This is a genomic window from Roseibium sp. SCP15 (assembly GCF_040329435.1).
In the GTDB taxonomy this organism is placed as follows: Bacteria; Pseudomonadota; Alphaproteobacteria; order Rhizobiales; family Stappiaceae; genus Roseibium.
This window is the reverse complement of sequence record NZ_JBDZYI010000004.1, coordinates 410,403-424,272: the sequence shown is the minus strand read 5'-3', so window position 1 is coordinate 424,272 and position 13,870 is coordinate 410,403. Positions and strand designations below refer to the sequence as shown.

General features: G+C 57.7%; 9 protein-coding genes. 4 read left to right on the top strand and 5 right to left on the bottom strand.

The window, feature by feature from the left end:
• Window positions 1-72 precede the first annotated feature (72 nt).
• The 3 genes from ABLO27_RS21820 to ABLO27_RS21810 all read right to left on the bottom strand — a co-directional run bounded on the left by ABLO27_RS21820 (window position 73) and on the right by ABLO27_RS21810 (window position 3,465).
• Window positions 73-1,209 (bottom strand): ABC transporter substrate-binding protein, encoded by a 1,137-nt coding sequence (locus ABLO27_RS21820; RefSeq protein ID WP_353035699.1) that lies wholly within the window; start codon window positions 1,207-1,209, stop codon window positions 73-75.
• Between the two features lie 147 nt (window positions 1,210-1,356).
• Window positions 1,357-2,211, bottom strand: coding sequence for a tryptophan 2,3-dioxygenase (gene kynA / locus ABLO27_RS21815; protein WP_353035697.1), 855 nt, complete (start codon window positions 2,209-2,211; stop codon window positions 1,357-1,359).
• A 150-nt stretch (window positions 2,212-2,361) separates the two neighbouring features.
• Entirely contained in the window at window positions 2,362-3,465 is a 1,104-nt protein-coding gene (locus ABLO27_RS21810; protein WP_353035695.1) for an ABC transporter substrate-binding protein, read from the bottom strand.
• A gap of 310 nt (window positions 3,466-3,775) precedes the next feature.
• On the opposite strand from ABLO27_RS21810, the gene ABLO27_RS21805 reads away from it, so the two are divergent.
• The 4 genes from ABLO27_RS21805 to ABLO27_RS21790 all read left to right on the top strand — a co-directional run bounded on the left by ABLO27_RS21805 (window position 3,776) and on the right by ABLO27_RS21790 (window position 11,496).
• Window positions 3,776-4,684 (top strand): hypothetical protein, encoded by a 909-nt coding sequence (locus ABLO27_RS21805; protein ID WP_353035693.1) that lies wholly within the window; start codon window positions 3,776-3,778, stop codon window positions 4,682-4,684.
• Window positions 4,685-4,798: 114 nt separating this feature from the next.
• Window positions 4,799-8,131 carry a DUF2126 domain-containing protein gene (locus ABLO27_RS21800; RefSeq protein ID WP_353035691.1) on the top strand — a complete coding sequence of 1,111 codons (3,333 nt, stop codon included), beginning with the start codon at window positions 4,799-4,801 and terminating at the stop codon, window positions 8,129-8,131.
• Window positions 8,132-8,172: 41 nt separating this feature from the next.
• Window positions 8,173-10,578: a circularly permuted type 2 ATP-grasp protein gene (locus ABLO27_RS21795; RefSeq protein ID WP_353035689.1), complete on the top strand. Its 2,406-nt coding sequence runs from the start codon at window positions 8,173-8,175 to the stop codon at window positions 10,576-10,578.
• A gap of 42 nt (window positions 10,579-10,620) precedes the next feature.
• Window positions 10,621-11,496, top strand: a complete 876-nt coding sequence (locus ABLO27_RS21790) for a transglutaminase family protein (RefSeq protein ID WP_353035687.1) — start codon at window positions 10,621-10,623, stop codon at window positions 11,494-11,496.
• Window positions 11,497-11,507: 11 nt separating this feature from the next.
• Here ABLO27_RS21790 and ABLO27_RS21785 read toward each other — a convergent pair whose 3' ends face one another.
• Both ABLO27_RS21785 and ABLO27_RS21780 read right to left on the bottom strand, forming a co-directional pair.
• On the bottom strand, window positions 11,508-12,566 hold the full coding sequence (locus ABLO27_RS21785) for an ABC transporter ATP-binding protein (protein WP_353035685.1): 1,059 nt from the start codon (window positions 12,564-12,566) through the stop codon (window positions 11,508-11,510).
• A gap of 14 nt (window positions 12,567-12,580) precedes the next feature.
• Window positions 12,581-13,870, bottom strand: a complete 1,290-nt coding sequence (locus ABLO27_RS21780; protein WP_353035683.1) for an MGH1-like glycoside hydrolase domain-containing protein — start codon at window positions 13,868-13,870, stop codon at window positions 12,581-12,583.

Sequence of the window (13,870 nt, the reverse complement as noted above, 5' to 3'; positions counted from 1 at the left end):
TGAGACTATTGCCAAAAAAGGCGCGACCTCACGGCCGCGCCTTGTGTTCTTCGTATCGGCCTCGAAGAGGGCTTACATATTGCACTCGCCCGCATAGGCGTCAGCGCGGTCTTCCAGCGCCGTGCCGATGATCTTGTTGGTGTAGACGTCGCCTTCCTTGATCACTTCGCGAACGTAGATGTCCTGAACCGGGTGGTGGTTCGGACCGAACGCAAAATCACCGCGTGTCGAGCTGAAGTCCGCAGCCTCCAACGCTGCCCTGAAGGCGTCGGCATCTTTCACGTCGGCCTTCGCCATGGCTGACAGAAGCAGGTTGGCGGTGTCGAAGCCTTGAGAGGCATACAGAGATGGCAGACGGCCATATTCGGCCTGGAAGCTTTCGACAAAGGCTTTGTTGGTGTCGTTGTCGATGTCCTTGTTCCACTGGCTGGTGTTCTTCACGCCCAGCGCCGCATCACCAACGGCCTGCAGAATGCCCTGGTCAAACGAGAAGGCGGGACCGACAACCGGCAGGTCGATGCCGCTGTCGGCATATTGCTTCAGGAACGAAATCCCCATGCCACCGGGCAGGAAGAAGAACACGCTGTCTGCACCGGACGCGCGAATCTGCGCAAGCTCCGCCGCATAGTCGGTCTGCCCGAGCTTGGTGTAGATCTCGCCTGCCAGATCACCATCGTAGAACCGCTTGTAGCCTGTCAGCGCATCCTTGCCGGCCGGATAGTTCGGCGCGAGGATGAAGCTTTTCTTGTAACCTGCCTCCTTGGCATAGGCACCGGCCGCTTCATGCAGGTTGTCGTTCTGCCAGGCAACGTTGAAGTAGTTAGGATGGCAGCCCTTGCCGGCCAGCGCGGACGGCCCAGCGTTCGGCGACAGGTAGAATTTGCCTTGAGCAGTGACGGCGGGCACAACCGCCATCGCAAGGTTGGACCAGATGATACCCGTCAGGACATCGACCTTCTCGGATTGAACCAGCTTGTCGGCGAGCTGCACAGCGATGTCCGGCTTGCGCTGGTCATCCTCCACAATGACCTCAATATCATCATTGCCGGCCTGTTTGACCGCCAGCAGGAAACCGTCGCGCACATCGATGCCCAGACCGGCTCCGCCGCCGGAAAGGGTCGTAATCATGCCCACCTTGACCGGTTCAGCCAGCGCGCTTCCGGACAAAATGGCAATCAGGCTTGCCGCTGCAGCAAGTCGTTTCAACATCTGGATATCCCCTCTATCAAAAATCCATGAAGGCTTTCTGCCGAAGCCATTGGATGGACACTCTATCGGCACATTGGCTGATGGCAAACCGGCATTTGGGAGGACCGGTTAACGGGAGGACGAGTGTTGCATCGCTCCTGCCCTGACCTAAAGCGATGTCCTGACGTGCCAGAGTTCGGGAAACAGCTCCACTTCAAGCATACGCTTCAGATAGGAAACACCCCCTGTCCCGCCAGTGCCTCTCTTGAAACCGATCACCCGCTCAACGGTCGTGACGTGATTGAAACGCCAGCGCCGGAAATAGTCTTCAAGGTCCACTAGCTTTTCGCCGACTTCGTAAAGCGCCCAGTAACGGGAAGGATCTCGATAAACCGCCTGCCATAGATCCATGATCGCTGCCACTTCCCGGTGCGGTTCGGCGGAAGGCCCGGAGATCACGTCATCCGGCACCTCAAGCCCCTGACGACGCGCAAACGCCAGAACAACCTGATAGAGGCTCGGTTGAGCGAGTTCGCCTTGCAGCAAGGCAAGACTATCCGGATCGTGTTCGTGCGGCTTGACCATCGCCACATTCCGGTTTCCGAGCGCATACTCAATCAGCCGGTATTGCAGAGACTGGAACCCCGAAGACAGACCCAGGTCATCACGAAACTGCGTGTAATCGCTCGGCGTCATCGTGCGCAAAACGTCCCAGGCCGAGTTGAGCTGCTCCATGATGCGACTGACTCTCGCAAGCAACTTCATGGCTTCAGGCATATGGTCGTTGGAAATCGCGTCTCGTGCCGCATTGAGCTCATGCAGCATCAGCTTCATCCAGAGCTCTGATGTCTGGTGCTGGATGATGAAGAGAAGCTCATCGGGCGCGTCGGAAAGGGTTTTCTGCGCCGTCAGGATCTGCGACAGGCCGAGATAGTCGCCGTAGGACATCTTGTCCGAGAAGGCCATTTCGGCTCCTTCGGCTTCAGGATTATAGGCACCGCCAGTCTTTTTCTTGTCTGTCATTTCTCTCTCCCACCAGGCTCCGACAAGCCTCTCAAGGTTCTATACCTCTGGAACACATCTATTGAACAGGAGAGAATTCAGTATCTTAGGAACCGGCTCGCCTCGAGCGTTGCGGTAGGCGGAACTCTATTGCGCCCAGGTCGCTAAGTATCAGCTGCCGGCCGCTTCCAGAATTGCACTGGAGGAAAAGTCATAGTGACTGTTTCCATTCCTTGTCTTGCAAAACCGGGAGAAGTCGATTTTCTCCCAGTTGCCGTCGCCCAATCGTGACAGGTACAAATCCACATTTTCAGGCGTGATCGGCGACATCTTGAACAGAACGTCGACAAACATCTCGCCGTCAAAGCTTCTGAAGAAATGGTCCCGAAGCATGACGATCGCCCAGGCACCGGCGAAGAAGTGCCCACCGTGCGTCATGGTCATCTTGTTGTCACTCACGGCCTGCATTGCGCGTGTAGACCAATTGAGTCCTGAGAACAGAATGTCTTCACCCGGCGTCAGCCCGGCTTCGATGGCAGCTTTCTGCGCTCCAAATGCAATTGCATCATTTACCCCCCAGACAACATCGACCTGGGTGCGGGCAAGCACATTGCCGGTGCGCTGATTGGCGGTTTCTTCACTCCAGTTCACAGGAATTGCGTGAATAAGCCTGACGTCATGATTGTCCGCCACCGCGCGCATCATGCCAAGCTCACGTTCCAGCCCGGCAGGTGTGCTCGAGTCTCCGGTCAACGCCAGAAGACGGATTTCTTCCCGGTCCGGCTTAAGTGCGCGCGCGTGTTCAAACAGAGACTGCGCCATTTCGTATCCCGCGGTTTCATTGTCCGGGACGATGGAGGCAACGACGTTGTGCAGATCGATATTCCGGCCTTCCAGAATAAACCTCTGTTTCGGCGTCAGCTTGTTGAGCAGAAAGAAAACCTTGCTGGGCTTCCCTGCAAGAAGCTGCATGAGCCGCGCAGCAGCCTGGTTCTCGTTGACCAGTATGAAGTAGTCGGGAAGGTCACCTTCGCTCAACCGCTCCTGGAGCAGCTCTTCCATGGCGTAGGGCTGACGATTGGCGTTGAGAATTTCCAGATCGACATTCAAATCCGAGGCAGCAGCCTCCATCGAGCGCGAGACTTCGCCCCAGAACCCGCTCTCACCACCGGGATTAATGAATGTTACGTTGAAATCAGCAGCCTGGACAAGGCCGGAAAACATGCAGACAAACCATGCGCCCAATACTCGAGCGACCATCATCTTCACTTGCATCGCGCCTCCGATGATGTCCCGGCATCCCGTACACCGGCTACCCTTCCTGCGAACCGCATCATAGCCGCAACAAATGTGCCCCGCAGGACTAGCTCGCATTTACACACATATAATCTCCAATATGTGTGGACCAATGTGGATGATTGTCAGGCTTCGACAGTAAAACCTGAACCATCATTCACCTTGAATTTATTTCACCGGCTCATCGATTGCTAGCCCTTTCCGAAGTCAGGCAAATTTACCGTAAGGTAAGAAAACATCCGCACACTCCGGCCGACGATTTCGGTTGAAGGGCGGCATCGGATCTCAGATGCACAGACTGTTCACGGCATGCATGTTGATTGTTCTGGGTTTTTCCGTGTTCGCACCGGCGCGCGCGGAAATTTCCATTCCTGCCAGAATTGTTACGCTCAAGCCGCACGGGCAGGATGACAGCAGGTACAGATATGTGGAAATCCTGCTGGAGAAGGTGCTTGAAAGAACCGGCGCATTTGCGCAGGTCGCGCAGGCCACAACTCAATACTCCAGAGACAGGCTTCTTCAGGAGCTCATCAAGGGTGAAAACATCCATGTGATTGCCGAAGCTCCCAAGCCCGGATGGGAAGATAAACTTCTGCCAATCCGCATCCCTATCAGAAAAGGTGTTCAAGGCTACAGACTGTTTCTCATCAACGAGCAGGATCAGGCCGCGTTGGCCGAGGTGGACACACTGGAAGAACTTCAGGCCCTACCCACCGGTTCCGGCGCACAATGGTCAACGCGAAAAGTCATGGAACAGGCCGGTTTCCAGGTCGTGACAAGTGAGGACTATGAAGCGCTGTTCAAGATGCTCAAGCTGAGGCGCTTCGTGACCTTTGGCCGTGGAATAAATGAAGTTTTCAAGGAGCAGGAGAGCTTTGTCGGCGGAAACGAGAACCTGATCGTTGAAAAGACACTTTGCCTGTTCATCCCGCTTCCAACCTACTTCTTCGTCAGCCCGGCACATCCCGAACTTGCGCAAGTCATCGAGATCGGACTGAAGCAGATGATCGCCGATGGATCATTCGATCAGCACTTCCTGGATTTTCATCACGCTGATCTTTCTCGGGCAAACTTGAGCGAACGCAGGATTTTTTCGATCTCAAACCCCAACTTGAGCGACCAGACACCGATCAACGAGCCGTCATATTGGCTCGATCCTGCATCCCTTGGGGGCACTCGGCAGGAAAACGACAGCTGATGAGGGTGCACAGAGTGCTCAGGCCACTGCCTGGAGAATAGCGTGGTGCTGAGAGGAATTTTGTGAAAACCTAGGTTTCGGCTTTCTACTCCAATAGGCGATCGGGGTCTTGGAATGTCTATTCAAGCAAGCATCTATCACCTGACCCATTATCGTTACGACCGCCCGGTCACGCTGAGCCCCCAGATAATCCGGCTCCGCCCCGCACCCCATAGTCGCACACGGGTACTCTCGCATTCCTTGAAGGTTTCGCCCGCCGGCCATTTCGTCAATCACCAGCAAGACCCCTACGGCAACTGGTTGGCGAGGTTCGTCTTTCCCGAGCCGGTCCGCGAATTCAAGATCGAGGTGGATCTGGTCGCGGACATGACGGTCTATAACCCGTTCGATTTTTTTGTCGAGGAAAGCGCTGAAGAATGGCCATTCAGTTATCCGGAAGAGCTTCGCGAAGATCTCCAGATCTATCAGCGAACGGAGCCCCTCGGGCCCCATTTGCAGGCCTTTCTTGAAAAAACGCCGCGAGACAGACAGAGAACCGTTGATTTCATCGTGGCCTTGAATGCCCGGGTTTCGGAGGAGATCGGTTACGTCATCCGCATGGAGCCAGGCGTGCAGACCCCGGAGGAGACCTTCGAAAAAAGGACCGGCTCCTGCCGCGACAGCAGCTGGCTTCTGGTCCAGGCACTTCGGCATCTGGGGTTTGCCGCGCGCTTCGTCTCCGGCTACCTCATCCAGCTGAAACCGGATCTGGAAGCCCTGGATGGTCCCTCCGGAACGGACCACGATTTCACCGACCTTCATGCCTGGGCAGAGGTCTACCTCCCCGGCGCCGGCTGGGTCGGTCTTGATCCGACATCCGGACTGCTGACCGGGGAAAGCCACATACCGTTGGCGGCAACACCGCATTATTCAAATGCCGCTCCAATCGTTGGAATGGCCAGCAACGCGGAAGTGGATTTCTCATTCGACATGAAGGTCGCGCGCGTCGCCGAACACCCGCGCATAACCAAGCCTTTTTCCGAAGAGGCATGGACTGAGCTGAACAGGCTTGGAGAGAGTGTCGACCGCATCCTGACAAGGGAAGATGTGCGTCTGACCATGGGCGGCGAGCCTACCTTTGTTTCGATTGACGATTTTGAATCGGACGAATGGAACACTGATGCCGTTGGCCCAACGAAAAGGCAGCGCGCGGACACGCTGATCCGCAAGCTGCGTGACCGCTTCGCGCCGGGTGGTTTCCTGCACTATGGGCAAGGCAAATGGTACCCTGGCGAAACACTGCCCCGCTGGACCTTTTCCCTTTATTGGCGCCGGGACGAGAACCCGATCTGGCATGAGCCAGAGCTCATCGCGGAAGAAGGCAGCGACACAGGTGCGAACGCTGCGAATGCACAGGCGCTTATGCAGCAGATTGCACGACATCTGAATGTCGATCCGGACTATGTTCTTCCAGCCTATGAAGATCCCGCGGTCTGGATGGTGAAAGAAGCCAATTTGCCGGAAAACGTCACCCCCGGAAATTCGGAACTGGAAGACCTTGAAGCCCGTCACCGAATTGCACGGGTCTTCGACCGAGGGCTGACAACACCTGCCGGTTTCGTTCTCCCGGTTCAGCGATGGCAATCGAGATCAAGCGACGGGCGATGGCGCTCGGAGCGCTGGAAGCTGCGCCGCAAGGAACTGTTTCTGGTTCCCGGCGACAGTCCTGTGGGTTACAGGTTACCGCTGGAATCCCTCCCTCATGTCCCCCCTGCCCAGTACCCATATACGAACGTTGCCGACCCGACGGTCCCTCGCGACGAACTGCCGGAGTTCCCGGCGGGCCACACACAGGACCGCAAACAGGAGGTTGCCAGCTTCACGCCAGCTGAAGGTCAGCAGGTACGGCGGGAACAGGAACTGCTGCATGATGAAACCGGTGAAGGAGCGGTGCGTACGGCAATGTCCATCGAACCACGGGACGGTCGACTTTGCGTGTTCATGCCTCCGGTGGAACGGGTCGAGGACTATCTGGAACTGGTATCTGCTGCTGAAGCTGCTGCGACCGACCTGGGTATCCCGGTGCATATCGAAGGTTACCCTCCCCCGCCTGATCCACGCATGAACGTGATCCGTGTAGCACCCGACCCTGGTGTCATCGAAGTAAACATTCACCCGGCCTCCAACTGGCAGGAATGTGTTTCGATCACCGAAGGCGTCTATGAAGAAGCCCGGCAATCACGCCTGGGAGCCGACAAGTTCATGATCGACGGCAAGCACACCGGAACAGGCGGCGGCAACCACGTCGTTGTCGGTGGTGCAACACCGCTCGACAGTCCGTTTCTGCGACGGCCCGACCTGTTGCGCAGCCTGATACTTCACTGGCAACGGCATCCCAGTCTTTCCTATCTGTTCTCGGGACTGTTCATCGGCCCGACGTCTCAGGCTCCACGCATCGATGAGGCACGTCACGACAGTCTTTACGAGCTCGAGGTGGCGCTCAGCCGGATCGGCAGGCCGGAAGACGGGCCTCCACCGTTCCCCTGGCTCGTTGACCGCCTGCTGCGCAACATGTTGGTGGACGTAACCGGCAACACTCACCGCGCTGAAATCTGCATCGACAAGCTGTATTCGCCGGACGGTCCCACGGGCCGCCTGGGCCTTGTGGAGTTTCGTGGCTTCGAGATGCCGCCCGATCCCCGCATGAGCCTTGCGCAGCAATTGCTGTTACGAGCCATGATTGCAAGGTTCTGGCAGCAGCCGATATCCGGCAACCTGACCAGATGGGGTACAACGCTCCATGACCGTTTCATGCTGCCCCACTATGTTTGGGCAGACTTTCTGGAAGTCCTGCGTGACCTGGACCAGCAAGGCTTCCCCATACGCTCCGAATGGTTCGAGGCTCAGGCCGAATTCCGGTTCCCCTTCTGCGGCGAAACCGAAGTGGACGGCGTCCATCTGGAACTGAGACAGGCACTGGAGCCTTGGCACGTGCTCGGCGAGACCGGCGCCATAGGAGGCACCGTGCGCTACACCGACAGTTCAACAGAGCGCCTGCAGGTAAAACTCACGACGGGCGATCCCGAACGCTATACCGTCACTTGCAACCGACGCATGCTGCCCCTGCAAAAAACGGAAACGAATGGCGTATCCGTCGCCGGTGTCCGCTACAAGGCCTGGCAACCAGCCATGGCAATGCATCCCACCCATCCGGTTGACGCGCCGCTGACCTTCGATATTTTCGACCGCTGGAGTGGCAGGGCCCTTGCCGGTTGCGTATATCACGTTGCCCATCCTGGCGGCCGGAACTATGAAACCTTTCCGGTTAACGGCAATGAAGCCGACGCCAGAAGACTTGCCCGTTTCGAGCCGCACGGTCATACCCCGGGCCTGTACACGCCGCAGGAAGAACGGCCACATCCGGAGTTTCCGTTGACCTTGGACCTGCGGCGGCCTCAGAATATCTGACAGCTTCCGGAACTTGGGGCATTTCCGCCCGGGATGAATGAATGAGCTTGGACGAAACCGCAAAAGATCCCGGATACGAACTGCTGAAATCCTATCAGCCCTATTCCGGCGTTTCGGATGAACTCCTGGACCCCGATGGTCAGGTTCGCGCCGTATGGCGGCCGTTTTTGAACCACCTGAACTCATTGACACCCGATGAGATCGCCGACCGGTTCGCTCGTGGCAACCAGTATCTCAACGATGCCGGCGTCTATTTCCGGCAATACGGTCAGGACGGCGCCCACGAACGGGAATGGCCGCTCAGTCATATCCCCGTCATCATCAGCGAAGACGACTGGAACGTCATCGCACAAGGATTGGTGCAGCGGGCTGAACTGCTGGAACATGTGGTCGCGGACCTTTACGGCAAAAACAGCCTCGTCAGCGAAGGATATCTGCCCGCGAGCCTGGTTGCTGAAAGTCCGGAATGGCAACGTCCACTGGTCGGCATTTCTCCAAAGTCCGGACACTATCTTCATTTTCTGGCATTTGAGATCGGCCGAGGTCCGGACGGACGATGGTGGGTGCTTTCCGACAGGGCGCAAGCACCGTCCGGCGCAGGGTTTGCGCTGGAGAACCGTGTTGCCACCGGCAGGGTCTTCAACGAGTTTTTTGCAAAGGCGAATGTTCACCGCCTGGCCGGGTTCTTTCGCCAGTTTCGGGATCATCTTGTCGACCTGCGCGACGAGACGGACAGCCGCGTCTCCATCCTGACACCCGGCCCGCTCAACGACACTTATTTCGAACATGCCTATATCGCCCGGTATCTCGGCTTCATGCTGCTGGAGGGTGAAGACCTGAGCGTCAAGGACGGTCGACTGATGGTGCGCACCGTTGCGGGCCTGAAACCGGTCAGTGTGTTGTGGCGACGGCTTGATACGGCATGGGCCGACCCGGTTGAGCTGAACGCGACCTCGCATATCGGCACCCCCGGGCTGGTTCAGGCGGTCAGACAGGGTTCAGTGACGATGGTCAACGCTCTGGGCACCGGCATTTTGGAAACCCGCGCCCTGCTGGCATTCCTGCCACGCATCAGCGAGCATCTTCTTGGAGAAAGTCTGAAACTGCCCAACGTCGCGACCTGGTGGTGCGGCGAAGAGGGAACAAGAACCTATGTGAAAGAGCATGCTGAAACGATGATGTTCAGCCCCGCCCGGTCGACGGCCTTGCCGTTTTCTTCTGCGCAAACGGACTTTATCGGCCGGGATTTCGGAAAATTTCACAAGGGCATTCTTGAAACATGGATCGACAGCCAGAGCCAGAATCTGGTTGCCCAGGAGGCGGTCACGCTATCCACGACACCTGCTTATCACGACGGCTTGCTCGTTCCCCGCCCGATGAGCCTTCGCGTGTTTCTGGCAAGAACCTCTAATGGCTGGGAGGTCATGTCGGGCGGTTTTGCACGGATCGGGCGGAGCGAAGACGCGAGCGCCATTGCCATGCAGGCCGGTGGCTCTGCGGCAGATGTCTGGATCGTCGGCGGCAGGAAAACGAAGAAGGAAACCCTGCTTCACCAGACGGAATCTCCGTTTTTCAAATCGCAGGCCGGCGCGTTGCCATCGCGCGCTGCGGACAATCTGTTCTGGCTCGGACGTTATGTGGAGCGAGCAGAAGGCGCCGTCCGGCTGTTGCGTGCCTACCATGCCCGATTGCTGGAAACCGCGGACCCGGAATCCCCGCTTGTTTCTCAAACAGCCGAGTTTCTGGAAAGCGTCGGTGTTGCTCCGACATCTGCTTCCCCGATCCCCGAAGGACTGTGCGCGATGCTGCAGTCGGCAGTTATCAGTGCAAGCAAGGTCCGGGACCGGTTCTCGGTCGACGGTTGGCTGGCGCTGAACGATCTCGCCCAGACCGCAAATGGTGCACGGCGCGTGATGCGCTCGGATACGGATGTTCCAAGGGCAATGGGTCTGCTGCTGAGAAAGATCACAGGGTTTTCCGGACTGGTTCATGAAAATATGTACCGCTTCACCGGGTGGCGTTTCCTGAGCATCGGCCGCGCACTGGAGCGCGCGCACAGGATGGCGGACCTCCTGTCGGTCTACACCGCACCGGATGCCCCCGAAGGGTCACTGGAATTGCTGCTGGAGGTGGGTGACAGCGCCATGTCGATGAGCCGGCGATATGCGGTATCACTCAGCAAGGCCACGGTTCTGGATCTGTTGGCAATGGACCCCAAGAACCCGCGCTCTGTCATGTATCAACTGACCGATATGAAGGATCATATCAGCGTTCTGCCCGATGCCGACGAGCATGGTTACCTGTCGGAACTGGCCCGATCCATCCTTCAGGTACACACGACCCTGGCAATTGCCACTGCTGAAACGTTGACGCCAGAGGCGCTTGCAGATCTGCGCGACCAGATCGGTTACCTCTCCGTGGAGCTGACAGATGCCTATATTCGCTGAGACCACCGTCCATGTGCTCCGCCAACCCTTCACGAGATAACAGTGCTTTACGATCTGAGCCTTGAGATCATCTATGACTATGCCACTCCGGCCAATTCGGGTCGGCATGCCCTGCGTTTGATGCCGGCTCACCTGGAGGGGGAACAGCGGCTTGTCTCGGGAAATATCCGGCTTTCTCCCGGACCGACCGAACGCCGGGACAGGACCGATTTCTTCGGCAACGCGGTTACCGACGTGGTCTATCGAAAGTCTCACAGTGAATTGCGCTTCAGGCTGAATGCACGGATCGATCGCATCGCAACACCGGCGGAACTCGACATTTCGCCACCGCTGAAAGCACTTGGTCGTGAGCTCACCGCCATCCAGTCACTCGGCCCGGAAGAACCGGTCCATTTTCTCGCGCCGTCCCCTCGTCTGCCGCAGGCGCCTGCCTTTGCCGTTTATGCGGAAGAACACCTGAACCACAGCATGAGCACCATCTCGGTGGTCGAAGCCATCGGCAAGGCATTGCGCCAGGACATGACTTTCGATGTGGAAGCAACGACGGTCGACACACCCGCGCTGGAGGCATTCGAAAGGCGGCATGGTGTCTGTCAGGATTATTCCCACATCATGATCGCATGTCTCAGAAGCGTCGGCATCCCCGCAGGTTACGTCAGCGGCTTCCTGAGAACCATCCCCCCGGAAGGCCAGGCCCGCCTGGAAGGTGCCGATGCAATGCATGCGTGGGTGCGCGCATGGTGCGGCATTGAAATCGGCTGGATCGAATACGACCCGACCAACGCATTGCGCGTCGGCCAGGATCATATCGTCGTTGCCAGGGGCCGCGACTATGGCGACGCCACCCCTGTGAAAGGCGTCCTTCGAACATCAGGTTCTCAGACCACCAGTCACAAGGTCGATGTCATTCCCCGGTAACACGCCGTTCGCTATCGAATGGCCTGGTCCTTGCTGTCGAAGAAATGCATTCGGCTTTCATCGAACTTGAGCCCGATGCGCGTGCCTTCTTCAATCTCGTCGCTGCCATTGATACGCACGAGGATTGTGTCCAGACCGTCCAGCGCGACATAGAGGAACGTGTCCGCCCCCAGATATTCGGCAACTTCCACGGTTCCTACGCAGTGTCCTTCCGCCGAGCCAACGACATCGATGTGCTCTGGCCGGATACCGAGTTTGATCGGCTTTTGCTTGAGATCGGCATGCGGATAATGACCGCCGCCATGTCCTTGAAGCGAAAACTGGTCGCCTTCAACCGCACACGGCAACACATTCATTTTCGGCGAACCGATGAATTGCGCGACAAACAGATTGTCGGGCCGTTCATACAGCTCCCTCGGTGACCCGACCTGCTCGATCCGACCGGATTGCAGCACCACGATCTTGTCGGCAAGCGTCATTGCTTCAACCTGGTCGTGGGTCACGTAGATCATTGTCGTGCCGAGACTCTTGTGCAGCCGGGCAACCTCAAAACGCATTTCCACCCGAAGGGCAGCATCAAGGTTCGACAGCGGCTCATCGAAGAGGAAGGCGCTTGGTTCGCGAACGATTGCGCGGCCGATGGCAACACGTTGGCGCTGACCACCTGAGAGCGCTTTCGGCCGCCGGTCCAGATACTCATCCAGTTTGAGAACATCAGCAGCCGCATTCACTTTGCGTTCGATCTCATCCTTTGGCGCGCCGGCTGTCTTGAGCCCGAAACCTACATTCTCCCGGACCGACATGTGCGGGTACAGCGCATAAGACTGGAACACCATCGAAAGGCCGCGCCCGGAGGGCGGCAGTGCGGTTACGTCCTTGTCGTCGATTTCAATGGTTCCGCGACTGCTTTCTTCCAATCCGGAAATCAGGCGAAGCAATGTGGATTTGCCGCAGCCGGAAGGGCCGACGAAGATCACGAACTCTCCATCCTTGATATCCAGATCGATGCCCTTGATGACCTGGAGGTTGCCGAACCACTTCTCGACCTTGTTGAGCTGGATTGCTCCCATGTTCTCCCCCGATCCTATGCTGCTTGTTGCGAATGAGAGGGCGATGCCCAGGCAAGCCAGATGGCTGCGGTCCAGGAAAACGTGCCACCACCGGCACCAACACCCGTTTCAGGGCTGAAATATTCCGCAAATCCGCTTGTCGCGATGAGATCCGCCGTGTCCGCTCGCAGCTTTTCCGCTCGAAGCTGGTCACCCGCTTCAGCAAATCCCCGCGCAATCATGTAGTTGATCATGGCCCAGACAGGTCCCCGCCAGTATCGCAGCGGCTCGTAGCTCTGATGGTCCGGATCATAGGACGGCATCAGATAGCGGACTTTGCCGGCAATCCTGTCGAAATGCGTCTGCAGGGCACCGAGTGTTTCGGCTCCTGTCAAACCGGCGTAGGGGGCCAGAAAGGCTGCGCTTGAAATTCCGTCGGTCATTTTGCCGGAGCGTTGATCCACGCCGACATGGGCCTTCAGGTCTTCGTGCCAGAGCGTTCTGGCGCCTGCTTCCATTCGGGAGATCCAACCCCGAATTTCTTCCGCTTCCTCTGCCTTGCCCAGCTGCTCCGCAAGAGCGAGGAGATCCCGGTTCGCTCTCAGGAAAATGAAGGTGACGCCGGGGTCAGCGACAAAGAACGGACAGGTCCTGGCAACCTCCGCCGGATCCCAGTCGACCGACCGGCAAGCAGCCATGATGCTCAAATAGCGGTCGTAGTCTTCCTTGTGTGGACGCATGGCCGGGTCGACATGCGATGTGTCCTTGCGCTCGTAAGGTCCAATGTCCTTGACCTCCACGGCCCGCAAGGCTTCATCCCAGTCGGGAAGATTGTCCCGGCCCGATTCCCACGGATGGATGACAGCCAGAACGCCCTGCCCTTTCGGATCTCTGTAGGTGAGATACCAGCGGTGCCAGTTCATCAGGTTCGGCAACAGCCCCGCCGCGCGTTCCAGAGCCTTTCCGCTTGGGTCCGCATTCACGAGATCGCGGATGACCGTTGCCGCCACCGGAGGCTGGGAATGACCGGAGCTCGGGATCGGTCCCCCGTCCGTTCCCCAGACGGATGGTCCGGGGAAATAACTCGGGTCGTCCTTGCGGAAGAGAATATGCGGCACCATGCCGTCGCGCCACTGGCCCTCGAACAACATCTCGACTTCACGCCAGGCGCGGTCCTGATCGAACGTGGCAAAGCCGAGGGCCACAAAAACCGAATCCCAGTTCCACTGATAAGGGTAGAGCCCTTTTGTCGGGATCGTATAGCCGCCTTGATCGTTTTCGATCAGGATGGACTTGGCTGTCTGATCTAATTCTGCGTGAGACAC

Excerpts from the sequence above, each read along its gene's own strand:
- ABLO27_RS21820 (WP_353035699.1), bottom strand. The coding sequence starts at position 1,209 with ATGTTGAAACGACTTGCTGCAGCGGCAAGCCTGATTGCCATTTTGTCC.
- kynA (WP_353035697.1), bottom strand. The coding sequence starts at position 2,211 with ATGACAGACAAGAAAAAGACTGGCGGTGCCTATAATCCTGAAGCCGAA.
- ABLO27_RS21810 (WP_353035695.1), bottom strand. The coding sequence starts at position 3,465 with ATGCAAGTGAAGATGATGGTCGCTCGAGTATTGGGCGCATGGTTTGTC.
- ABLO27_RS21805 (WP_353035693.1), top strand. The coding sequence starts at position 3,776 with ATGCACAGACTGTTCACGGCATGCATGTTGATTGTTCTGGGTTTTTCC.
- ABLO27_RS21800 (WP_353035691.1), top strand. The coding sequence starts at position 4,799 with ATGTCTATTCAAGCAAGCATCTATCACCTGACCCATTATCGTTACGAC.
- ABLO27_RS21795 (WP_353035689.1), top strand. The coding sequence starts at position 8,173 with ATGAGCTTGGACGAAACCGCAAAAGATCCCGGATACGAACTGCTGAAA.
- ABLO27_RS21785 (WP_353035685.1), bottom strand. The coding sequence starts at position 12,566 with ATGGGAGCAATCCAGCTCAACAAGGTCGAGAAGTGGTTCGGCAACCTC.